This window comes from Lysinibacillus sp. FSL K6-3209 (assembly GCF_037976175.1).
GTDB classification, from domain to species: domain Bacteria; phylum Bacillota; class Bacilli; order Bacillales_A; family Planococcaceae; genus Lysinibacillus; species Lysinibacillus sphaericus_D.
The window spans coordinates 3,035,471-3,057,301 of the sequence record NZ_CP150264.1 but is presented as its reverse complement, the minus strand read 5'-3'; the positions used below and the strand labels follow the sequence as shown (position 1 = coordinate 3,057,301).

Sequence of the window (21,831 nt, the reverse complement as noted above, 5' to 3'; positions counted from 1 at the left end):
GGGGAAACCCGTGGATAACGGTTCTAAAAAACAAGAAATGTTTTCAAAAATGGAAGAAAAAAAATCTGAGGTAAAAATCGTGAGAAAAATCGTAGCTATTATAGCCATTACGTTTTTATTATTATTTGGCATTATCGGTTTAATTGGGTACAACTACGTTAAAAGTGCGCTTAAGCCGGTGAATCCGGATGCGACGAAAACCATTGCTGTTGAAGTACCAATTGGCTCTAGTTTAAGTTCGATTTCGGCTTTGTTAGAGAAAAAGGGCATTATTAAAGATGCGAAAGTCTTTAAATATTACGCCAAGTTTAAAAATGAATCTCAATTCCAAGCAGGAAATTATGATTTAACCCAAGCGATGACATTGGACGAGCTGATTGAGAGTTTAAAAACAGGCAAGGTGTATCGTGAGCCAATCTTTACGATGACGATTCCAGAAGGTCTAACACTTGATCAGATTGGTAAAATCGTAGAAAAGAAAACACCTTATACTCAAAAAGAGTTTATGGATTTAGTAACAAGTGAAGCATTTGTTCAAAAAATGATGGCTAACTATCCAGAACTTATTACAGATGCGGTTTTAGCTGATAATATTCGCTATGATTTAGAAGGGTATTTATTCCCTGCAACATATTCATATTTTGAAGAAAAACCTTCGTTAGAGTCAATTGTCGAAGAAATGATTGCAGCGATGAATAATGTAGTGAAAAATTATAGTGAAGTGCTAGTTGAAAAACAAATGTCAGTCCATCAACTTTTGACGTTTGCATCGTTATTAGAGGAAGAGGCAACAGCACAAACAGATCGTGAAACGATTGCAAGTGTATTTTATAATCGTATAGAGAAAGGCATGCCACTACAAACAGACCCAACTGTTTTATATGCCCTTGGTTCACATAAGGATCGCGTATTGTATGAAGATTTAGAAGTGGAAAATGCTTATAATACTTACAAAAATAAAGGATTACCGCCAGGGCCAATTGCTGGTGCTGGAAAAACTTCGATTGAAGCTGCGTTAAATCCAAGCAAAACAGACTATTTCTATTTCCTTGCGGATAAAGAGGGTGTCAACCACTTCTCAAAAACATATGATGAGCATTTACAAAAGGTAGAAAAATATTTACGTCAAGCAGAGTAGATGCTAGCAAATAGAAATAACGATAGCACATGAAAATAGATAGAAGGAAAGAAAAATAGCTTTCCTTCTATTTTCGTGCTATTATAAATTGTGATTTTTAATCAATTATACGTGGTGGCAATTGTTTCGTGCATATCGACTAACAATTGCTCATTTTTGTATGGCAAAGTACCAAGACATCACGTTTGGTCTTTTTCTTTTTGTAGCAAAGTGATGATGAAGTTTGGATAACGGGAGTGCTCGTTTCCTTTTAAATGAGGGTGAATTTTACAATGGAATTATCGGATGCATATATACAATCATTTATTCAACCACGTAATGACTTGCTTTTAGAAATGGAAGCATATGCGGAAGAAAATCATGTACCGATTATGCAGTTAGCAGGAATAGACGCACTGAATCAGTTGCTACGTATTCAAAATCCGTCAAAAATTTTAGAAATTGGCACGGCAATTGGTTACTCAGCAATACGGATGGCAGAAGCTTTGCCAAATGTGCAGATTGTCACGATCGAACGTGATGAAGAACGTGTCGCTCGTGCAAAAGCATATATTGCAAGATCGACTGTGTCCAATCGTATTACCGTTATTGAAGGAGATGCTTTAGAGGTAGACGATAAGGCAATTCACACAACTTTTGATGCGGTTTTTATTGATGCAGCAAAAGGACAATACCAACGATTTTTCGAAAAATATGCCCCTCTTGTCAACTCGGGAGGCGTCTTGTATATCGATAATATGTATATGCATGGCTTGTCCGATTTGGACTTAAAAGACGTACCACGTCGCAAGCGCACAATGATTCGGAATTTAAAAAACTTTACCGATTGGATTATGCACCATCCTGACTATACAAGTGCATTTTTACCAGTCGGGGATGGCTTATTATTATGTTTGAAGAGGTGACGACTATGAAAAAACCTGAATTGCTTGTTACACCGCAATCAGTGGACCATGTAAAAGCACTGTTAACAGCTGGAGCTGATGCTTTTGTCATTGGGGAACAACAATTTGGTCTTCGTCTTGCAGGTGAATTTTCAGTGAGCGAAGTAGAAGAAGCAACGAAGCTAATACACGCAGCAGGCAAAAAGGTGTATGTTGCAGTGAATGCGCTTTTCCATAACGAAAAACTAGATGCATTAGGTGACTACTTAAAAGAAATGCAACGCATAGGTGTAGATCGTTTAATTTACGGCGACCCTGCGGTTATTATAGTGCGTCGCGAGCAAGGTGTAACCATTCCGTTGCACTGGAATCCAGAAACGACGGCTACCAACTGGTTTACTGCGAATTATTGGGGTAAACGTGGTGCAACACGTGCTGTGCTAGCGCGTGAGCTTTCATTAGATGAAGTTATAGAAATTAAAGAAAACGCAGAAGTAGAAGTGGAAGTACAAGTTCACGGCATGACTTGTATGTTCCAATCGAAGCGTCCATTACTAGGTCATTATTTCTTATATCAAGATAAAGTAATGACAATTGAAAATCGTCAAGAAAACCGTAATATGTTCCTTCATGATGATGAGCGTAACAACAAATATCCAATTTATGAGGATGCAAATGGGACACATATTTTCAGTCCAAATGATATGTGCATTATTGATGAGCTTGGCGAGTTATTTGAAGCAGACATCGATGCGCTAAAAATTGAAGGTGTTTTACAAACGCCGGAATATGTAGTGACAGTTACGGAAGCATACCGTCGAGCAATTGACACATATTTTGACGAATCTGAAGATGCATATGACGATATTAAAGATGATTTACTGGCTAAAATTGAAGAAATTCAACCTGCTATTCGACCACTCGATACGGGCTTTATCTTCAAGGAAACAGTTTACTAGGAGGTGGCAAGAACATGGCATTGGCATTAGAACAAAATGACAAAATCCGTGAAATGATAAACGGTAAACGCGTCATTACAAAAAAACCTGAACTACTTGCCCCTGCAGGTAGCTTAGAAAAACTAAAAGTAGCTGTCCATTATGGTGCAGACGCAGTATTTATCGGAGGTCGAGAATTCGGTCTTCGCTCAAACGCAGATAATTTTTCTATCGAAGATATGCGTGAAGGTGTAGAGTTTGCAAATAAGTATGGAGCAAAAATTTACGTGACAACGAATATTTTCGCTCATAATGAAAATATGGATGGTTTAGAGCAATATTTAAAGGATATTGAATCAGCAGGCGTTACTGGCATTATTGTAGCGGACCCACTTATTATCGAAACATGTCGTAGTGCTGCGCCGAAGCTAGAAATCCATCTTTCTACACAACAATCTTTATCCAACTGGAAAGCAGTGCAGTATTGGAAAGAAGAAGGCTTACACCGCGTTGTTTTAGCACGTGAAGTTGGCGGCGAAGAAATGAAGCTAATGAAAGAAAAAGTCGATATCGAAATTGAAGCATTCGTTCATGGCGCAATGTGTATCGCCTATTCAGGTCGTTGTGTGTTATCAAATCATATGACAGCACGTGACTCCAACCGTGGTGGTTGCTGCCAATCTTGTCGTTGGGATTATGATTTATACGAGCTGGAAGACGGCGAGGAAAAAGCGCTCTTCGATGACAATCATGCACCATTTGCGATGAGTCCGAAAGATTTAAAGTTAATTGAAGCGATTCCACATATGATTGAGCTTGGCATTGACTCATTAAAAGTCGAAGGCCGTATGAAATCAATTCACTATGTGGCAACAGTAGTTTCTGTCTATCGTAAAGTCATTGATGCGTATTGTGCAGACCCTGACAATTTTAAAATTAAACGGGAATGGCTAGAAGAGTTAGATAAATGTGCAAATCGTGACACTGCTGAGGCGTTTTTCCATGATGCACCAGGTCATGAAGAGCAAATGTTTGGCGTTCATGGTCGTAAAACAACCTATGAATTTGCAGGGCTTATTTTAGAGCATGATCCTGAAACAAAAATTGTAACGATGCAACAACGTAACTATTTTAAACCAGGTGATGAAGTAGAATTTTTTGGGCCAGAAATCGAAAATTTCCGCATTACAATGGGGGAAATTTGGGATGAGGACGGCAATAGCTTAGATGCGGCACGTCATCCTTTGCAAATTGTTAAGTTTAAATGTGAGACACCACTTCAACCGCACAACATGATGCGAAAGGAGAATAATTAATGGCAATCAAGCGTCCAGTTGTCATCGGAATCGCTGGTGGCTCATGCTCAGGTAAAACGAGTGTGACCCGTGCTATTTATGATGTTTTCCGTGAGCATTCTGTCGTAGTAATTGAACAAGATTACTACTATAAAGATCAAAGTCATTTAACATTTGAAGAACGATTAGGAACGAATTATGACCATCCACTAGCGTTTGATAATGATTTATTGATTGAGCATATAAAAAAATTATTAAAGCGTCAGCCAATCGATAAGCCGGTTTATGACTATGTACAGCATACACGTGCCAAAGAAGTGATCCATGTAGAGCCAGTAGATGTTATTATACTAGAAGGAATTTTAGTATTAGAGGATGCAGACTTACGTGGTTTAATGGACATCAAATTATTTGTTGATACGGATCCGGATTTACGTATTATTCGTCGTATTCTACGTGATATTAAAGAGCGTGGACGTACAACAGATTCTGTAATTGACCAGTATCTATCTGCAGTACGACCAATGCATAATATGTTTATAGAACCGACTAAACGTTATGCTGATATTATTATTCCTGAAGGTGGAGAGAATGGCGTAGCGATTGATTTGATGGTAACGAAAATTAAAACTATTCTTGAAACTGACAACGTATTGTAATAAGATAGAGTGGTATTGACAATATTTACATGCTTTATGAAGCATATTTTTGTAAGGCATGCATACTATTAGGTCAAAGCGTATTTTGAAATGGATTAAAAATAATAAAATTCGATTAAATGCATTTTTAAAGCATTTGGTCGAGTTTTATGTTTTTATATTGAAGAAATAAGGAGTGAAGTACTTTGTCAAATGAAAAACAGTACCCAATGACTGCCGAGGGTAAAAGAAAATTAGAAGAAGAATTAGTGAAATTAGAAACAGAAACGCGTAAAGAAATTGTAGAGCGTATTAAAATTGCACGTGACTTCGGAGACCTTTCTGAAAATGCCGAGTATGACTCAGCAAAAGAAGAGCAAGCCTTTTTAGAAGGACGTATTTCTACATTAAAATCAATGATTCGTAACGCAGTAATTATTACTGAAGATGAAACGGACAACAGTGTAGTTTCGCTTGGGAAAACGGTTACATTCGTAGAAATTATTAACGGTAAACCATCTTCTGATGAAGAATCTTATACGATCGTTGGTTCTGCAGAGGCTGATCCAATGGAATTCCGAATCTCAAATGAATCACCAATTGCAAAAGGCTTACTTGGAAAAGCAGAAGGTGAAGAAGTAGTTGTACAAACACCTGGTGGTGAAATGAAAGTGAAAATTCTTTCAATTAAATAATCACAGATGTACAAGCAGTTAGCTCTTCTTTCTAGAGAAGAGCTAACTGTTTTTATTTTGCAAGTTGTGTGGAACTTGATAAAATATTGGCTAGAGAGGGGGAGACTTCATGGGTGAACGACAAACACGAAGCAGTCGTCATTTGCAGCCATCTCACAATAAAAAGCTAGATAAAATGTTAAATATTTTAATTGGCATTGTCATTATATTAATTGTTATAACGGCAACGTATGTGTTTAAGTGGCAAGATGACGCACAAGAAACTGTTAAAGAGGAACCAGCTCAAGAGCAAAAGAACGATGAAAGTGAGAAGGAGCCTTCAAAAGAGGAAGACATCGCAAGTAACGACGAACAGTCACAAGAGGAAGACCAGACGAAAGATAAAGACCAGACGAAAGATGAAGAGCAACCAGAACAAAATACGGCAGTTGAAACGACGTCCGACGATCCAATTGTTGACCGTGTAGTGACAGATAAAAACTGGAAACCGACGCCTACAACGCAAACTGGAGAGCATGTCTCATCCTACGATGATCAATCTGTAGATTGGGCAGAAAAAATTGCAACAGTGACAGCCATTACGGGCATTACAAGTGACAATATGATTGTTTGGCGTTTGCAAAATAATGGTGGTGCCAATAAAGCCATTGCAACGGTTTCGACAAAAGACAAAAGTGAAAAGTATCGTGTCAGCATGGAATGGGTTGATAACGAAGGCTGGCTTCCTGTAAAACTAGAACAGTTGAATACATTAGAAGGTGCCTATTGACGAAAACTGCTGTATTGATTATTTTTAAATCTATTGGGTAAAAACATAGCTCAATAGTGCAATGTTCTTTGACCAGAGCCATTAGCAGTAGGTAATGGAAAAAGTTCTACGGATGTTTGGGATTTGTGGCGGGGGCGTTACAAATGAATGTCAAACCCGACACATTGTTGTTTAATAGAGTTGGATAAAAGAAGGGGAGTAATGAATTCATGAAAATCGCAGTTATCGGTGCAATGGAAGAGGAAGTAGAGTTATTACGCGCATCTTTAGAAGGTGCTACTAGTACAACAATTGCTGGTAGTGAATACACAACAGGGACATATGAAGGAAAAGAAGTAGTCCTATTAAAAAGCGGTATTGGTAAAGTCAATGCGGCGATGTCAACAACAATTTTATTACATGAATTCAAACCAGATGTAGTCATTAATACAGGTTCTGCTGGGGGCTATGATGAGGCACTTGAAGTTGGAGCTGTGGTTATTTCAAATGAAGTACGTCATCATGATGTAGATGTTACGATTTTCGGTTATGAAATTGGCCAAATGGCAGGTATGCCTGCTGCCTTCCAATCAGATGCAAAATTAATAAAAGTTGCCGAAGAGGCTGTAAAAGCAGTTGGTGAACATCAATACGGTATTGGCTTAATTTGCTCTGGTGACGCCTTTATGAATGACCCTGTACGTGTGGAAGCAGTGCGTCAGCATTTTCCTCAAATGAAAGCTGTTGAAATGGAAGCGGCAGCTGTTGCACAAGTATGCTATCAATTTGGTACACCTTTCGTTGTTATTCGTGCACTATCTGATATTGCTGGCAAAGAATCAAACATCAGCTTTGATGAGTTCTTACCAGTCGCTGCAAAACATTCAACACAAATTGTATTAAAAGCAATTACGGCTCTATAAATCTACATGTAATAGACAAAGTGAGCAGTGAAAAAGTGAGAAAAATCACAGTCGTAAATAATCTTCAATGCTACAATGGCATTAATTCATTCTCTTCATAGTTCGATGGGAGGTATCCATTATGCTATTTTTAACAGCAGGTGTCGTGATAATTACAATGTTAATCGGCACGCTTATTTCGGCAGATCTTACAGAAGCAACGCATTAATACGTTATAGAAAGCTCCTTTGTGGCTGTTAAAGTCAAAAAGGAGCTTTTTATTGTTTGAGGAAACAACGGACTCCTCAAGGGATGCTAGACACGCTAAAGTGTTTTAGCGGCTAATGAAAACCGTTTTGGAGAGCATCAATAAAACACGTACAGCTATTTCAAGATTGAATTTTTATCAATAACAAATTACAATAAATTACTCAATAGACTTTTGATCTCTTTTATAAAATTGATAGAGTTTAATGAGTGCTCGCTTTTCAATGCGAGATACATAACTACGAGAAATATTTAAGCGGGCAGCGATCTCTTTTTGTGTCAGTGCATCATGCTGATTTAGCCCATAGCGGAGTGTGACAATTTCCAGCTCGCGTTCATCGAGCATGTGCAAATAATGGTACAACTGGGCAACATGCTCTTTATGTTCGATTTTTTCGGTTGCACTTTCTTCATCGCATTGTAGCAGGTCGCGAATTTGTAATGCATTGCCATCTTTGTCTGTGCCAATTGGTTCAAATAAGGATACATCTTTTTGTACTTTTTTCTGGGTTCTTAAATGCATTAAAATTTCATTTTCAATACAGCGTGCGGCGTACGTTGCAAGGCGCGTCTTTTTATCGGGGGTATAACTTTCAACAGCTTTCATTAGACCGATTGTTCCGATGGAAATATAATCATCGAGTTGTTCATGTTTTGGATGGAATTTCTTTACGACATGTGCAACAAGTCGCATATTGCGCTCAATTAAATCGAGACGCGCTTGCTCATCACCACCTAAAAATCGTTCAATACAAGCAGCTTCCTCTTCTTTAGAAAAGGGTTTATGGAATGTTTGCCCTTTTAAATAACCGAATAACGCAGGGATTTCAAACCATAACTGCAACATAGAAGTAAAAATTCCGCTCATTGAATGATTTCATCCTTTCCCCATTTTTCGACAGTATATGTTAAGAAAGGTCGTTCAATGAAAAAAGTGCAACAGCAATTACGCTGTTACACTTTTCTTAACGTGAATGTACTTATCATTAGTAAAGCTAAAATCGGTAATAGGAATAGATAAAAGGCTGGATGGAACGTAGTCGACGCAAAATACGTTAATGTTAATAGCGTACCAGCAGCTGTTATCGGGAGCCCAGTAAAATAACCGTTTGCTTCACTAATATTGAAGCGAGCTAATCGCATCGCACCGCAGACGATATAAAGAACGGTCATCATCATGCCCGCGAAACCAAAATCAACTAGGACAACTTCATACATTAATAATGCAGGTGCTACACCAAATGATATAATATCACTCATAGAATCTAATTGTTTACCTAACTCAGATACTTGTCCGAGCGCGCGTGCCACTTTCCCGTCATAGCGATCGAGAAGAGCAGCAATAAAGATAAACAAGACGCTATAGCTATAATATTCATGTAAAGTGGCCATTATGGCCGCGCCACCAAAGGACATATTACTAATTGTGATGAAGTTTGCTGCGTGCGATTTCATTTTCTTAACCGTCGTATCCACCAACTTGTGATAAAAAAACAAGGCGGATCACTCCTTTGCACTTAAGATATTGTACCATTATACTTCGGATGAGAAAAAATTGACAGTCTAATTTAATGGATAGGGGTTTTGCTTTATGAAAGAAAAACTATACCAACGCTTAATAGAATTAACGAATGGTAAACAATCTTCCCAGCTTTTACAAACTATTGCTAAAGCGAAGTGGAGTAAGCGAATAATTCCAAGCTATATGAAACTATACGATATTAACCTTGAAGAAGTTTCAAAAAAACCACAACAATTTTCAAGTTTACATGATTTTTTTACAAGAGAGCTTTTAACAGATGCACGACCAATAGACCAAAATCCTACTGTTTTTACAAGTCCAGTGGATGCAAAAGTGGAATCCTTTGGGCGTATTGAATGGGATATGACTTTTCTTGTAAAGGGCAAACCTTATGCTTTGCAGGACTTACTAGGGAATAAAGATCGTGCTGCGCAATATGCCGATGGACATTTTATCGTATTTTATTTAAGTCCTGCTGATTATCATCGAATCCATAGCCCGATTGATGGCGAAGTGTTAAGACAATATACACTTGGACAATCATCTTTCCCGGTCAATCAACTAGGACTCACTTATGGCAAAAAGCCAATTTCTCATAACTATCGTCTTGTAACCGAGTTAAAAGTGGCAAATGACCAGCATGTGGCATTTATTAAAGTCGGTGCTACGTTTGTCAATTCCATTGTGTTAACAAATACAACAGCCCAGTGGCAAAAGGGAGATGAAGTTGGTTATTTTTCATTTGGTTCGACAGTGGTCATGCTATTTGAGAAAGATACCATTACATTTACGGATAATGTTGTACAAGGAAGTCCAATTCGCATGGGTGAAGCCTTTGCAAATATGCTATAATGGTCGAATAATACGTTTAGATTAGGGGTCGCTATTTTGTATAATTTTTTATTACCAGATGAATTTGTGACAAGCATTTTTGAAATAACACCAGAAAAGCTTCAAGAATTAGGCATTAAAGGAATTATTACAGATTTAGATAATACGCTTGTGGAATGGGACCGTGCAGATGCAACGGAAGAGCTAATTATCTGGCTACGTATTATGAAGGAATCTGGCATTCGTGTAATTATCGCTTCAAATAATAAAGAAGCACGTGTAAAGCATTTTGCTGAGCCACTTAACATTCCGTATATTCATAAGGCGAGAAAGCCACTTCGTAATGCCTTTTACAGTGCTGTTATTCAACTAGGCTTACGTCCTAATGAAGTAGTAATGGTAGGAGACCAGTTACTTACAGATGTGATGGGCGCCAAACGTTTAGGTTTGCATACTGTGTTAGTAAAACCAGTTGCACAATCCGATGGGCTCGTAACAAAATTTAATCGTTTCGTTGAGCGCCGTGTATTCAATGATTTAAAACGTAAAGGAATAATTACTTGGGAGGAACAAGAATGAACGAAATGCCAAATTGTATTGGCTGTGGTACGACAATTCAAACAGAAGATAAAACAGCAGTAGGGTATGCACCCCCATCATCACTAGAAAAAGACGTAGTCATTTGTCAACGTTGCTTCCGTTTGAAAAATTACAATGAAATTCAACCTGTGTCATTAACAGATGACGATTTTCTACGTATTTTGAATGGCCTTGGAACACAGCAAGGCTTGATCGTAAAAATCGTTGATATTTTTGACTTCAATGGTAGCTGGTTGCCAGGGCTTCATCGCTTCGTTGGCAAAAATCCAGTGCTATTAGTAGCGAATAAAGCTGATTTACTGCCAAAATCAGTGAAGCCAAAAAAAGTAATAAACTGGCTCAAACGTGAGGCAAAAGCACTTGGTCTACAACCAATTGATGTACTGTTAGTTAGTGCACATAAAGGCCAAGGAATGGCTGAGGCAATGGAAGCGATAGACCAATATCGCAACGGCCAAAACGTTTACGTAGTAGGTTGTACAAATGTTGGGAAATCCACGTTTATTAATCGCGTTATTAAACAAGCTACGGGTGAAGGAGAAGTCATTACTACCTCGCATTTCCCTGGCACTACATTGGACATGATTGAAATTCCACTCGATGATGGTAGTGCATTATATGACACACCTGGGATTATTAATCACCATCAAATGGCACATTATATTGATGCAAGCGAATTAAAGTATATTATGCCCAAAAAAGAAATTAAGCCGAAAGTGTATCAGCAAAATGCAGGGCAAACTTTATTTATTGGTGCACTTGCACGATTTGACTTTATTCAAGGGGAGCGTTCAGCATTTACAATCCATGTGGCAAATGATTTGCCAATCCACCGTACAAAGCTTGAAAAGGCTGATACGTTATATGCTGAGCATAAAGGTGAGTTACTGGCACCTCCGACTGCAGACTTTATCGACAAGCTTCCAGAGTTAGTCCGTCATGAGTTTTCAATCAAAGAAGCAAAAACAGATGTAGTTTTTTCAGGACTTGGCTGGATTACGGTACAGCATGCGAATGTGGTCATTGCTGCTTATGCACCAAAAGGTGTACAAGTATCAATTCGTCCATCGCTCATTTAATAATTAGTAAAAGAAGAGAAGAGGAACTAGGACATGAAGAAGTGGTTTGCAGTAATTGGTGATCCGATTGAGCATTCAAAATCACCAGCCATGCATAATGTTTGGTTTGAAGAAATGGCGATCGATGCAGCCTATATTCCAGTACACGTACCATCGCATCAGTTAGAGGCAGCAATTGCTGGTTTAAAAACATTAGGTGCTAGTGGATGGAATGTGACCATACCGCATAAAACAGCAATCATTCCTTATTTAGACGAGCTAGATGAGTTAGCAGAAAAAATGGGTGCGGTGAACACCGTCGTACGAACAAAAGAAGGTAAGTTAAAAGGATACAATACAGATGGGCTTGGTTTTGTGCGCTCATTAGAAGAAGCTGTTGGTAAGTCACATAAAGATAAGCCAGTGCTTCTGATTGGAGCGGGCGGGGCAGCTCGTGGCATCGCATTTGCCATGCAACAACAAGGATATACGAATTTAACAATCGCCAATCGTACAGTTGCCAATGCACAAGCAATGATTGATGAACTCGGAACAGGGCGTGCGATTTCTTTAGCGCAAGCGGAGGAATCGTTGGCTGACTTTGGTATTTTAGTGCAAATGACGTCAGCTGGGCTAGTAACGGGTGACTTTTCGATGCCATTTTCATTGAATCGACTAGCGAAAGGCGCAATTGTTGCAGATATTGTGTATAATCCATTAATGACGCCTTTTTTACAAGCGGCTGTGGAAAAAGGAGCGACCGTTGTAACTGGTCTTGGAATGTTCGTACATCAAGGTGCGATTGCGTTCCATCACTGGCTCGATGAATATCCAAATACAAATTCAATGATTGCGCGATTAAAGGCGCAATTAGGAGGACAATAATTTTTATGTTAACAGGTAAACAAAAGCGTTTTTTACGTGCAGAAGCACATCATTTAACACCGATTTTCCAAGTAGGAAAAGGCGGCGTGAATGACGAAATGACAAAGCAAATTCGTGAAGCATTAGAAGTACGTGAACTAATTAAAGTACGTATTTTAGATAACTGTGAAGAGGACAAAAACGAAGTGGCAGAGGCTCTTGCAAAAGGTGCACATGCTGAACTTGTTCAATTAATCGGCTTGACAGTTGTTTTATATAAAGAATCACGTAACAACAAGAAAATTGTGTTACCAAAAGCAGCGAAATAAGGTGAAACGATGAAAAAGGTCGGTTTACTTGGAGGTACGTTTAATCCACCGCATATTGGACATCTAATCATGGCAAACGAAGTCTTTCATGCATTGGAATTAGATGAGGTACGTTTTTTGCCAAATGCTCTACCACCCCATAAACAAGCTCCGCATGATGCGAGTGATGACAAACGCCTAGAAATGGTGAAGCGGGCCATTCAACCTTATCCGCATTTTCGTGTTGAGTCGTATGAGGTTGATAAGGGCGGTGTATCCTATTCCTATAACACACTTGCTGCATTATGTGAAAGGGAGCCTACTGTGAAGTTTTACTTTATTATTGGGGGCGATATGATTGATTCACTCCATACGTGGTATTGTATTGATGAGCTAGTGGAACTTGTTCAATTTGTCGGCGTAAAGCGTCCAAAGACAGAGGCGCTTACGGAGTATCCTGTATTAATGGTGGAAGTACCGCAAATCGATTTATCGTCGACACTGATTCGTGAGCGCCTTGCTACTGGTAGAACGGTAACCTTTTTACTGCCAGAAGCGGTAGAGACGTTTATACGAGAGGAAGGTCTTTATGGAACGCGAACAGTATTTAGCAGCGATTAAACCTCGCATGCCTGAGAAACGCTATATCCATACACTTGGTGTAATGGAAACAGCCATACAATTAGCAAAAATCTATGGTGAAAACGAGAGCAAAGCTGAAACAGCTGCTATTCTTCATGATATTGCAAAGTATGCAGATATCGAATGGATGGAGGAAATCGTGAAAGCGCAACAGTTAGATCAACAACTGATTGGCTGGGGCAGTGAACTACTACATGGGCCTGTTGGTGCGTATATTGCTGAAAGTGAATTCGGCATAACGGATGAAGAGATATTAAATGCAATCCGTTTCCATACGACAGGACGTGAAGCAATGAGCAATTTAGAAAAAATAATTTTTGTTGCAGATATGATTGAACCAAATCGAAAATTTGATGGTGTAGAACGTCTGCGAAAAAAAGCGCATAAAAATTTGGATAAGGCTATGAGTGCCTGCATACGTCATACATTGGCGTTTTTAATCGATAGTAAACAGGCCATTTATCCATTATCTATAGCATGTTATAACGATATGATGAAAAGAGAGGACAGTGAAGGATGACTTCAACTTTATTACAAGCAGCTTACAAAGCAATCGACGACAAACATGGTGAGGATATTGTCGTTTTAAATATGCAAGGTATTTCACTTTTAGCAGATTACTTCATCATTGCACACGGGAATTCAGATCGCCAAGTACAAGCGATTGCACGTGAATTACAAGAGGTAGCGGTAAAAGAGGGACACGAAATTCGTCGTGTTGAAGGCTTCGATGGCGCACGCTGGATTTTAGTAGACCTTGGTGATGTTGTAGCACATATATTCCACAAGGATGAGCGTGCTTACTATAACTTAGAGCGTCTATGGGGCGATGCACCACAATTAGACGTATCAGAGGCGTAAGTGAGTAGCTACGAACGTTTTGCCCATGTATACGATGAGCTCCAAACGGATATTCCGTATGATCGTTATGTGAAGTGGGTAGAGCAACATGCGCCGAGCAAACAATTCCCGAAGCTTTTAGATATTGGCTGTGGCACTGGTGTGCTTGGGCTGATGCTAGCAAAGGCTGGTTATCAGGTAAGTGGTATTGATTTGTCAGAAGATATGCTTGCTATAGCCGCAGAGCGTTTTGCAGAGGCGGGTTTACAAGTGCCGCTGTTCTGTATGTCGATGCATGAATTGGACGGTTTTGAGGCACTGGATGTTGTCACGATTGCCATTGATTCACTGAACTATGTGGTGGAACAGGCAGACGTTTATTCGACGCTAGAGCGTATTTTTCATACGTTACGACCAGGTGGTCAACTGTTCTTTGATGTCCATTCATTATTTAAAATGGATGAAATCTTTTTAGATGGACCATTTACGTATGATGATGGAGATATTAGTTACGTATGGCATACAGAGCCTGGGGACTATGAACATTCGATTGTCCATCAAATGACGTTTTATGTTCGAGATGCTGGAAGTGATCTGTATGAACGTTTTGATGAGGAGCATTTCCAACGCACATTTGCTATTGAACACTATATGACATGGCTTCGTGAGATTGGCTTTACGGATATAGAAGTAACAGCAGATTTTACAGAGGAAGCACCGGAATACGAAAGTGAACGCATTTTTATACGTGCGGTGAAATGATAGTTGCAACAGGTACTCCTGAAATTTTGATAAGATGATGGAGGCCAATACTCAAAAAAAGTTCGGTATTATACCGAACTTTTTTTTGATTAAATATGAGTTTTTGAAAATATATGGCTAGAACAATTTAGATTTGGATAGATAGCATCAATCTACTTTTCTTCAGTAGAACGATAGTATATGATTAAAACAGACTCCATATGATTACCTTTTGCATAGAAAGGATGGTTTATATGATCCAATCTTTATGGCAAAAGTATAAGAAAAGTGTGTTGCTCCCCAGCATACTAGTAATCAGTGGACTTTGTTACTTCTTTTTCTCGAATTTTGACTCTTCACCTCCCCAAGAAGAGCTCATCGAAACAATCCAACCGACAGAACAGCTAGCAATAATAGAAGAACCTGTTGAAGAAGCGGTCGTACAGCAGGTGCTTATTGATATAAAGGGTGCTGTATTGCATCCAGGTGTCTATGCACTTAAGCCAGATCAACGAATGATAGATGCAGTCCAGCTTGCAGGCGGCTATAGTGAGGACGCTGATACACGGCACATTAACCATGCGCAAAAGGTGCAGGATGAAATGGTTATTTATATTCCTGTAAAAGGTGAAAAACTTGATGACGTAATGTCCAGTTTCAACATTGCCACAGCAAATGAAAGCAATCTGACAACGAATAATAAAATCAATGTCAATAAGGCAGATCATACAGAGCTGGCAACATTAGTTGGGATAGGTCCTTCTAAGGCGCAAAGTATTATTGCCTACCGTGAGGAACATGGACGTTTCCAAACAATAGAAGATGTAAAAAAGGTGGCAGGTATCGGAGAAAAAACATTTGAAAAGTTTAAAGATGCCATTACGGTTAACTAATTTTACAAAATAATGTGAAGTTGACGACCCTTTTCTAAAAGGGCTACACTAGAGTAGAAAAGTGACTGTGGTATATAGCACAGTTCGTTGATAATGTAAGTAAATTTAGGAGGTAGTCATATGGAGCGTATTACTTGGGATCAATTTTTCATGGCACAAAGCCATTTACTCGCGTTACGTAGTACTTGTACAAGACTGGCAGTAGGCGCAACAGTTGTGCGTGATAAACGGATTATAGCAGGAGGCTATAACGGTTCAATTACAGGTGATGAACATTGTATTGAAGAGGGTTGCTATGTTGTTGATAACCATTGTGTGCGTACGGTGCATGCAGAGATGAATGCACTTTTACAATGCGCCAAGTACGGTACACCGACAAAAGGAGCAGATTTGTATGTGACACATTTCCCTTGTTTGCCATGTACGAAGTCTATTATTCAAGCAGGAATTGAACGTGTCTATTATGCAACGGATTATAAAAATAATCCATACGCTCAAGAGTTATTTAAAAAAGCAGGTGTAGAAGTGTTACATGTACCCTTTGATGAGCGCAAAATTGATTTTTTAAGAAATGAAAAATTAGCCTTGTACATAGATATGCTCAATGCATTACGTGAAAGCGGCATGCCAGCAGAAAAATTGCTCCCTTATGAACAGAAGGTGAGTGCATTATTTGGCAAAATACAATAAAGCATAAATGGATTTATGTAGCACTAGCTGTACTTGTTGCTTCGCTTGCGGCACACAAGTCAGCTTGGCTACTTGTTTGTGTTCTATTATTAGCATCATGGCTTATTTTTAAAGGTGAGGCAATGCTGATACCAACACTCGTTATAGGTGTTGGACTTCTTTTTTTCTTCTATCTTTCCACCATTCGATTGACGGAACCTTCCCCTTTACCGTCAACTTTTCAATTAACATGGACGAGCGACTATAAAATTAATGGGCAACGGCTTAGTGGGTTTGCAAAAACAGAGACAGGTGAAACACTCTATGTGATGTATACATTGTCTTCAGAGCTAGAAAAACATTTTTATGAAACGACATCTATTACAGGTTTTACCTATGTCGTTGAGGGCGAACTGGTAGCACCGAATCCACCAGCACATGCTTACGCTTTGTCTTTTGATAAATATTTAGTGAGCAAAGGCGCAAGAGGCATTTTTGAAGTCAAGAGCTGGTCGTTGATAGCAAAAGAGAAATCTTTAGGCATAGTGCTTGCTAAGTACAGATTTCACCTGAAAAAGCATATTGAAACTGCTTTTCCTGCATCCCTTGTAGCAGAGGCACAGGCGTTGCTAATTGGTTTACGGGATCATGTAGACGATGAGCTTCAAAGAGCATATCAGAAGCTAGGCATTACGCATTTATTTGCCATTTCTGGCTTACATGTCGCACTCGTTTCATGGTTGTTTTATGAAGGAATGCTACGAGTAGGTATACGAAAAGAAATAGCGACAATTATCCTACTGATTGTGTTGCCTATGTACGGTGTGCTAGCCGGTGGAGCGCCTTCTGTAGTTCGAGCTGTTTCGGTTGTAGAACTGGTGATGTTAATGCGTTTTGCGAGGTGGCAGATGCCAGTTGATGACGCATTAGCTATTAGTTTTATTGGCTTTGTTTTACTGGAGCCTGGGGTAATATTTCAACTGGGCTTTCAGTTATCCTATCTAGCAACAGTTAGTCTTTTATACTCGAATGCAATCTTGCAAGGCAGGCACTGGTTGTTAAAGTCTTTGTTAATCACGTTTGTATGCCAATTATTGGCTTATCCACTATTACTTTATCACTTTTACGAATTATCAATCTCATCGTTTATTGCAAATATTGTTTTTGTGCCATTATTTTCAATTGTTATTTTACCGACAAATCTGATGCTGCTCATTATCTCATTCATCTCGATGCCTTTAGCTAAGCTATTTTTCAAATTTTATGAGCCTTTGCGCACTTGGCTTTCGGAAGCCATCATATATTTACAAGCTTTGCCGATACAACTATGGACCCCTGGAAAACCTGCTTTATGGCTAGTATGCCTAGCGTTTGTTAGCGTGCTTAGTAGCTTGTATTTTTTAGAAGCGAGACGCTATGGGAAAGTTGTCATGCTGCTTTTAATACCTGCTCTTTGCATCGAACTTGCACCTAAATTATATAACGAAACGAGGCTGACATTTTTAAATGTAGGGCAGGGTGATTGTACAGTCATCGAATTACCGTTTAGAAGGGCCGTATACGTCGTCGATGCTGGAGGTGTACTTCGATTCAAGGAAGAGGATTGGAAGGCTCCAAAGCGCCCCTATGAGGTTGGTAGGCAGGTTATTGTACCGTTTTTAAAAGGAAAAGGTATTCGACAGGTGGATATAATGATATTGACACACCCAGATGCTGACCATGTAGAGGGAGCAGAAGAAGTGCTAGAGGAGATTAGGATGCGGGAAATTCATGTAACACCAAGCTCCCTCGATAAACCAGTGATGCAAGACTTATTAGCGGAAGCGGCGAAACAAAAAGTTCCTGTAAAAGAAAAAATGCAAGGTACTTCATGGCGTGTCGGGTCGACAAATTTTCACTATTTATTACCCGATGATACACATTATGAGGGCAATAATGATTCCCTTGTGTTATTTATACAACAGGAATCGTTTCGTGCATTGTTAACAGGCGATTTGGAGGAAGCTGGTGAACATCAGTTAATAAATCAATATGGACCACATTTGGCAAACATAACGCTTTTAAAGGCGGGGCATCACGGTAGTAAAACTTCAAGCATTGAACCTTTTGTAGAGCTACTACAGCCTACATTAACCATTTTTAGTGCAGGACGAAATAATCGCTACAATCACCCGCATGACATAGTAGTCGAACGTTTTCGACGGCGTGAATTAGCGACGATGATAACGGGGATAGATGGTACGATTGAAGTGGTCGCACATAAAGATAGATGGGGTGTGCGTACTGAAAAAGACCTTGTCCAAATCTGAACAAGGTCTTTTACATTGGTATAAAAGGTAGCTTACATTGCTGCGTAGTCTACTATTACTGCGATGATAAACATAATAGTGAAAACCCCAAAAGATACGCCGAAACCAACGCCAGAATCAATAGCATCGTTACGTTTGCATTGTATATTTTTACCTTCAAATGGATTCATTGTCATCCCTCCAATTCTGTTATTTATTATAAGACATCATTTTCATAAAAGCTATATCGAAAATACGAATTACCAATGTGGCAAGGAATCGACACAATTTAGCCCAAAGTCACAACCGAAACTAAATCATGTATACTAATAGTATTGCTAGATGGAGGTAAAAATATGATATCAACGGTTTGGAACAATATAAAAAAAGGTCAGCTTGCACCTGTATACTTAATCATTGGTGAAGAAAGCTATTTTATAGACGAAACAGTGAAGCGTTTAAAGGAAGCACTCGGCACAGAAGAAGAAATTGAAATGACTACTTTTGATTTGGAAGAATTACCGGTAGATGTCGTGATGGATGAAGCGGATACGATTCCATTTTTTTCAGAGCGTAAACTAGTAATTGCTAAAAATGCATCGTTTTTAAAGGCAACTGAAAAAGGGAAAGAAAAAATCGAGCATGATGTGAAACGTTTGGAGGCATGGCTTGCAAATCCTTCCGATTTTTCTGTAACGGTTTTTATTGCACCATATGAAAAGCTAGATGAACGTAAAAAAGTGACAAAAATGATGAAAGAGCATGCGCTCATTGTCCAAGCCGAAACGCCAAAAGAACAAGATTTAGCAGTATGGATTCAAGGACTTGTGAAAGCACAGGGCAATACGATTACACAAAGTGCTATTGAGCAGCTTGTATCAATGGTTGGACCGAATATGCTACAGCTACAGATGGAAATGGAGAAACTATCGCTCTATGTAGGTGAGGGCGGAGAAATAACAACGATGCTCGTAGAAGATTTAGTCGCAAAAACGTTAGAACAGGATGCCTTTAAAATGTTAAACGCATATTTTGCACATGACCCTGTAGCGGCATTGTCAATTTACCATGATTTATTGCGCCAGAAACAGGAGCCGATTATGCTTGTCGGGCTTCTTGCTTCGAATGTACGGACGATGTCGAATGTGTTTTATTTGCTGAAAAAGGGCTATCATCCGCAGCAAATTGCAAAAAACTTAAAAATTCACCCTTATCGTGTCAAGTTAATGGTTGAGCAACGCAACCGTCCATCTGAAGAAAGTTTATTGAAAGCTTTATATCAGTTGGCAGAAGTCGATTTACAGTTAAAAACAGCAGGAGGAAACCGCGAGCGATATTTAGAACTATTTTTACTACGCCAACTGTAAAAAATATTAACTAGTTGGGCATGAATGGTTGTATAATGTCGTGGGGGGTTTTTGAACGTGCATACACGAATTCAGTACATGGACAGCCTTAGAGCCATTGCAATTCTAGGCGTATTACTTTTGCATGCTGCGACTCCTTATGTCGTGCTTTATGACAAAATTACTTTATTTGACTGGCAAACAGGCATTGTTTATAATGCATTATCGCGCTGGTGTGTGCCCATTTTTTTAATGATTAGTGGGGCATTGTTACTTGGGCGGAAAGAAGAATCGCTGCGTACTTTTTTTAAAAAACGTGCGAATAAAATTTTACTACCTTTTATTACTTGGTCGATAATCTATTATACGTGGGCAACGTATATGTGGAATCCTGGGTATTCGTTGAAAGAGTTTCTAATCATGTTTTTTAATAATCAGATATACTATCATTTGTGGTATTTTTATGCGCTGATTGGTATTTATTTACTAGCGCCCGTCTTTAATATTTTCGTTAATCATGCTTCTAAACAAATGATAGGCTATGTGGTTGTTCTCTGGATATTATTTTATGGAGGTTTCCGTTATTATTCATATATTGTGAGTAATGAATTTACGTTGTTTTTCCCTTTAAGTGAGTATATCGGTTTCTTTATACTTGGCTACTATTTAGCGACATTTGAACTATCGAAAAAATGGCGTGTCGGAATTTACATGCTAGGAATAGTTGGAGCACTTGAAACAATCCTACGTACAAATGTTTTAACAGAGCAGCAAGGACAATTTACAAGCTATGCTTTTTCTTATTCTAGTCCAAATGTTATTGCGATGAGTATTGCTCTCTTTGTCTTTGTGAAATATTGGGTCAATCGTAAAGTGGCAAGCGGAAGCTATGAGACAAGTAGAATTGTTAAGTTAATTGGACAAACAAGTTTTGGTGTGTACTTAGTACATGCAATGATTTTAGATAAAGTCCGCCCGTACTTTTTTGATGAAAATGAGCTTTTTGTCAAACCGCTATTTGCTATTCCATTACAAGTACTCATTATTTTAGTGCTTTCCACAATAGTTGTGTGGATTATGCAGAAAATACCATATCTAAAAAGAGTGATTTAGGTAAGGAAGATTCATACAAATAGCAACTATGAATCGTTTTCCTGATAAATAAAATCCGCTGTGCCTTTCCGAGGGGAAGACAAGGAGCACCTTTAGGGTCTCCTGTTTTTTCGAAGAAGCATAGCGGATTTTTTTATTGGCAATCCTATAATTGTTGAAAACGAAAAAAGACCAGTTACTCAAGAAGAGTAAACTGATCCTTTATAAACACTTACGCTTTTTTAGCTAGGCGAGACTTTTTACGAGCCGCCGCGTTTTTGTGGATAAGTCCTTTTGAAGCTGCTTTATCTAAAGATTTGTAAGCTGCTTGTAAAAGTTCTTGTGCGTTTTCAGCGTTAGCAGCAACAGCGTTTTCAGCTTTTTTCACTGTAGTACGCATTGCAGATTTAGCTTGAGAGTTAGCAACGTTTGCTTTTTCGTTAACTTTTACGCGTTTAATCGCAGATTTAATGTTTGGCATATCTTTCACCTCCTAAAATAGGTACGAGATGATATCTTCTCATTGATTTCTTGTGTCAATACAACAAAAATCATTTTAACAAACGCTAGGCTAAATTGCAATAGATAAATGCAAAGAATATTTACTTGACAGTTTGAACAAACTACTAATT

26 protein-coding genes are annotated in these 21,831 nt (G+C 38.8%); 22 read left to right on the top strand and 4 right to left on the bottom strand.

Going from position 1 to position 21,831, the window contains the following annotated elements; genetic code table 11:
• The first annotated feature begins 10 nt into the window (after positions 1-10).
• The 8 genes from mltG to mtnN all read left to right on the top strand — a co-directional run bounded on the left by mltG (position 11) and on the right by mtnN (position 7,259).
• Entirely contained in the window at positions 11-1,138 is a 1,128-nt protein-coding gene (mltG, locus tag MHH88_RS14920; protein ID WP_069513394.1) for an endolytic transglycosylase MltG, read from the top strand.
• Between the two features lie 272 nt (positions 1,139-1,410).
• Entirely contained in the window at positions 1,411-2,043 is a 633-nt protein-coding gene (locus MHH88_RS14915) for an O-methyltransferase (RefSeq protein ID WP_339259032.1), read from the top strand.
• Between the two features lie 5 nt (positions 2,044-2,048).
• On the top strand, positions 2,049-2,981 hold the full coding sequence (locus tag MHH88_RS14910) for a peptidase U32 family protein (RefSeq protein WP_339259030.1): 933 nt from the start codon (positions 2,049-2,051) through the stop codon (positions 2,979-2,981).
• 14 nt (positions 2,982-2,995) lie between these two features.
• Entirely contained in the window at positions 2,996-4,276 is a 1,281-nt protein-coding gene (locus tag MHH88_RS14905; protein WP_029747273.1) for a U32 family peptidase, read from the top strand.
• The gene (gene udk / locus MHH88_RS14900) at positions 4,276-4,914 is read left to right on the top strand and encodes a uridine kinase (RefSeq protein ID WP_024363103.1); all 639 of its coding nucleotides are present in this window, start codon (positions 4,276-4,278) and stop codon (positions 4,912-4,914) included. Before MHH88_RS14905 ends, udk begins: the two co-directional genes overlap by 1 nt.
• Positions 4,915-5,099: 185 nt before the next feature.
• On the top strand, positions 5,100-5,588 hold the full coding sequence (gene greA / locus MHH88_RS14895; protein WP_024363102.1) for a transcription elongation factor GreA: 489 nt from the start codon (positions 5,100-5,102) through the stop codon (positions 5,586-5,588).
• Positions 5,589-5,697: 109 nt separating this feature from the next.
• On the top strand, positions 5,698-6,357 hold the full coding sequence (locus MHH88_RS14890; RefSeq protein ID WP_339259028.1) for a YrrS family protein: 660 nt from the start codon (positions 5,698-5,700) through the stop codon (positions 6,355-6,357).
• Between the two features lie 209 nt (positions 6,358-6,566).
• On the top strand, positions 6,567-7,259 hold the full coding sequence (mtnN, locus tag MHH88_RS14885) for a 5'-methylthioadenosine/S-adenosylhomocysteine nucleosidase (protein WP_069513402.1): 693 nt from the start codon (positions 6,567-6,569) through the stop codon (positions 7,257-7,259).
• A gap of 406 nt (positions 7,260-7,665) precedes the next feature.
• Here the strand turns inward: mtnN and sigK are convergent, their stop codons facing one another.
• Together sigK and pssA are read right to left on the bottom strand one after the other, a co-directional pair.
• Positions 7,666-8,373, bottom strand: coding sequence for an RNA polymerase sporulation sigma factor SigK (gene sigK, locus MHH88_RS14880; protein WP_024363098.1), 708 nt, complete (start codon positions 8,371-8,373; stop codon positions 7,666-7,668).
• A gap of 86 nt (positions 8,374-8,459) precedes the next feature.
• Positions 8,460-8,960 (bottom strand): CDP-diacylglycerol--serine O-phosphatidyltransferase, encoded by a 501-nt coding sequence (gene pssA, locus MHH88_RS14875; RefSeq protein ID WP_051147750.1) that lies wholly within the window; start codon positions 8,958-8,960, stop codon positions 8,460-8,462.
• Positions 8,961-9,096: 136 nt separating this feature from the next.
• Between pssA and MHH88_RS14870 the strand changes: the two genes are divergently transcribed.
• The 12 genes from MHH88_RS14870 to MHH88_RS14815 all read left to right on the top strand — a co-directional run bounded on the left by MHH88_RS14870 (position 9,097) and on the right by MHH88_RS14815 (position 18,782).
• Positions 9,097-9,879 (top strand): phosphatidylserine decarboxylase, encoded by a 783-nt coding sequence (locus MHH88_RS14870; RefSeq protein ID WP_069513404.1) that lies wholly within the window; start codon positions 9,097-9,099, stop codon positions 9,877-9,879.
• Between the two features lie 33 nt (positions 9,880-9,912).
• Positions 9,913-10,437, top strand: a complete 525-nt coding sequence (locus MHH88_RS14865) for a YqeG family HAD IIIA-type phosphatase (RefSeq protein ID WP_231786343.1) — start codon at positions 9,913-9,915, stop codon at positions 10,435-10,437.
• Positions 10,434-11,537, top strand: coding sequence for a ribosome biogenesis GTPase YqeH (gene yqeH, locus MHH88_RS14860; RefSeq protein ID WP_024363094.1), 1,104 nt, complete (start codon positions 10,434-10,436; stop codon positions 11,535-11,537). Before MHH88_RS14865 ends, yqeH begins: the two co-directional genes overlap by 4 nt.
• A 33-nt stretch (positions 11,538-11,570) precedes the next feature.
• On the top strand, positions 11,571-12,401 hold the full coding sequence (aroE, locus tag MHH88_RS14855) for a shikimate dehydrogenase (RefSeq protein WP_103976180.1): 831 nt from the start codon (positions 11,571-11,573) through the stop codon (positions 12,399-12,401).
• A gap of 5 nt (positions 12,402-12,406) precedes the next feature.
• Positions 12,407-12,709, top strand: coding sequence for a ribosome assembly RNA-binding protein YhbY (yhbY, locus tag MHH88_RS14850; RefSeq protein WP_069513408.1), 303 nt, complete (start codon positions 12,407-12,409; stop codon positions 12,707-12,709).
• Between the two features lie 9 nt (positions 12,710-12,718).
• On the top strand, positions 12,719-13,309 hold the full coding sequence (locus tag MHH88_RS14845) for a nicotinate-nucleotide adenylyltransferase (RefSeq protein WP_069513410.1): 591 nt from the start codon (positions 12,719-12,721) through the stop codon (positions 13,307-13,309).
• Entirely contained in the window at positions 13,278-13,850 is a 573-nt protein-coding gene (yqeK, locus tag MHH88_RS14840; RefSeq protein WP_339259022.1) for a bis(5'-nucleosyl)-tetraphosphatase (symmetrical) YqeK, read from the top strand. The genes MHH88_RS14845 and yqeK overlap by 32 nt, the downstream gene beginning before the upstream one ends.
• On the top strand, positions 13,847-14,191 hold the full coding sequence (gene rsfS, locus MHH88_RS14835; protein WP_024363089.1) for a ribosome silencing factor: 345 nt from the start codon (positions 13,847-13,849) through the stop codon (positions 14,189-14,191). Before yqeK ends, rsfS begins: the two co-directional genes overlap by 4 nt.
• Entirely contained in the window at positions 14,192-14,932 is a 741-nt protein-coding gene (locus tag MHH88_RS14830; RefSeq protein WP_339259020.1) for a class I SAM-dependent methyltransferase, read from the top strand.
• A 233-nt stretch (positions 14,933-15,165) separates the two neighbouring features.
• Positions 15,166-15,804, top strand: coding sequence for a helix-hairpin-helix domain-containing protein (locus MHH88_RS14825; protein ID WP_339259018.1), 639 nt, complete (start codon positions 15,166-15,168; stop codon positions 15,802-15,804).
• A gap of 120 nt (positions 15,805-15,924) precedes the next feature.
• Complete coding sequence (locus tag MHH88_RS14820) at positions 15,925-16,494, top strand: ComE operon protein 2 (RefSeq protein WP_339259016.1); 570 nt, start codon at positions 15,925-15,927, stop codon at positions 16,492-16,494.
• Between the two features lie 122 nt (positions 16,495-16,616).
• Complete coding sequence (locus tag MHH88_RS14815; RefSeq protein ID WP_339259014.1) at positions 16,617-18,782, top strand: DNA internalization-related competence protein ComEC/Rec2; 2,166 nt, start codon at positions 16,617-16,619, stop codon at positions 18,780-18,782.
• Positions 18,783-18,814: 32 nt separating this feature from the next.
• Here MHH88_RS14815 and MHH88_RS14810 read toward each other — a convergent pair whose 3' ends face one another.
• Positions 18,815-18,952, bottom strand: coding sequence for a YqzM family protein (locus tag MHH88_RS14810; RefSeq protein WP_024363084.1), 138 nt, complete (start codon positions 18,950-18,952; stop codon positions 18,815-18,817).
• Between the two features lie 165 nt (positions 18,953-19,117).
• Between MHH88_RS14810 and holA the strand changes: the two genes are divergently transcribed.
• Both holA and MHH88_RS14800 read left to right on the top strand, forming a co-directional pair.
• A complete protein-coding gene (gene holA / locus MHH88_RS14805) occupies positions 19,118-20,128 on the top strand; it encodes a DNA polymerase III subunit delta (RefSeq protein ID WP_339259011.1) in 1,011 nt (336 codons plus the stop codon).
• 57 nt (positions 20,129-20,185) lie between these two features.
• Positions 20,186-21,220: an acyltransferase family protein gene (locus MHH88_RS14800; protein WP_103976184.1), complete on the top strand. Its 1,035-nt coding sequence runs from the start codon at positions 20,186-20,188 to the stop codon at positions 21,218-21,220.
• Between the two features lie 211 nt (positions 21,221-21,431).
• Here the strand turns inward: MHH88_RS14800 and rpsT are convergent, their stop codons facing one another.
• Positions 21,432-21,680 (bottom strand): 30S ribosomal protein S20, encoded by a 249-nt coding sequence (rpsT, locus tag MHH88_RS14795; protein WP_024363081.1) that lies wholly within the window; start codon positions 21,678-21,680, stop codon positions 21,432-21,434.
• Between the last annotated feature and the right edge of the window lie 151 nt (positions 21,681-21,831).

What these genes read in the sequence shown, in the direction of transcription:
- MHH88_RS14915 (WP_339259032.1), top strand. Translation starts at nt 1,411, where the DNA reads ATGGAATTATCGGATGCATATATACAATCATTTATTCAACCACGTAAT.
- MHH88_RS14910 (WP_339259030.1), top strand. Translation starts at nt 2,049, where the DNA reads ATGAAAAAACCTGAATTGCTTGTTACACCGCAATCAGTGGACCATGTA.
- MHH88_RS14905 (WP_029747273.1), top strand. Translation starts at nt 2,996, where the DNA reads ATGGCATTGGCATTAGAACAAAATGACAAAATCCGTGAAATGATAAAC.
- udk (WP_024363103.1), top strand. Translation starts at nt 4,276, where the DNA reads ATGGCAATCAAGCGTCCAGTTGTCATCGGAATCGCTGGTGGCTCATGC.
- MHH88_RS14890 (WP_339259028.1), top strand. Translation starts at nt 5,698, where the DNA reads ATGGGTGAACGACAAACACGAAGCAGTCGTCATTTGCAGCCATCTCAC.
- mtnN (WP_069513402.1), top strand. Translation starts at nt 6,567, where the DNA reads ATGAAAATCGCAGTTATCGGTGCAATGGAAGAGGAAGTAGAGTTATTA.
- sigK (WP_024363098.1), bottom strand. Translation starts at nt 8,373, where the DNA reads ATGAGCGGAATTTTTACTTCTATGTTGCAGTTATGGTTTGAAATCCCT.
- pssA (WP_051147750.1), bottom strand. Translation starts at nt 8,960, where the DNA reads ATGAAATCGCACGCAGCAAACTTCATCACAATTAGTAATATGTCCTTT.
- MHH88_RS14870 (WP_069513404.1), top strand. Translation starts at nt 9,097, where the DNA reads ATGAAAGAAAAACTATACCAACGCTTAATAGAATTAACGAATGGTAAA.
- yqeH (WP_024363094.1), top strand. Translation starts at nt 10,434, where the DNA reads ATGAACGAAATGCCAAATTGTATTGGCTGTGGTACGACAATTCAAACA.
- aroE (WP_103976180.1), top strand. Translation starts at nt 11,571, where the DNA reads ATGAAGAAGTGGTTTGCAGTAATTGGTGATCCGATTGAGCATTCAAAA.
- yhbY (WP_069513408.1), top strand. Translation starts at nt 12,407, where the DNA reads ATGTTAACAGGTAAACAAAAGCGTTTTTTACGTGCAGAAGCACATCAT.
- MHH88_RS14845 (WP_069513410.1), top strand. Translation starts at nt 12,719, where the DNA reads ATGAAAAAGGTCGGTTTACTTGGAGGTACGTTTAATCCACCGCATATT.
- yqeK (WP_339259022.1), top strand. Translation starts at nt 13,278, where the DNA reads ATGGAACGCGAACAGTATTTAGCAGCGATTAAACCTCGCATGCCTGAG.
- rsfS (WP_024363089.1), top strand. Translation starts at nt 13,847, where the DNA reads ATGACTTCAACTTTATTACAAGCAGCTTACAAAGCAATCGACGACAAA.
- MHH88_RS14825 (WP_339259018.1), top strand. Translation starts at nt 15,166, where the DNA reads ATGATCCAATCTTTATGGCAAAAGTATAAGAAAAGTGTGTTGCTCCCC.
- MHH88_RS14820 (WP_339259016.1), top strand. Translation starts at nt 15,925, where the DNA reads ATGGAGCGTATTACTTGGGATCAATTTTTCATGGCACAAAGCCATTTA.
- MHH88_RS14815 (WP_339259014.1), top strand. Translation starts at nt 16,617, where the DNA reads ATGCTGATACCAACACTCGTTATAGGTGTTGGACTTCTTTTTTTCTTC.
- MHH88_RS14810 (WP_024363084.1), bottom strand. Translation starts at nt 18,952, where the DNA reads ATGAATCCATTTGAAGGTAAAAATATACAATGCAAACGTAACGATGCT.
- holA (WP_339259011.1), top strand. Translation starts at nt 19,118, where the DNA reads ATGATATCAACGGTTTGGAACAATATAAAAAAAGGTCAGCTTGCACCT.
- rpsT (WP_024363081.1), bottom strand. Translation starts at nt 21,680, where the DNA reads ATGCCAAACATTAAATCTGCGATTAAACGCGTAAAAGTTAACGAAAAA.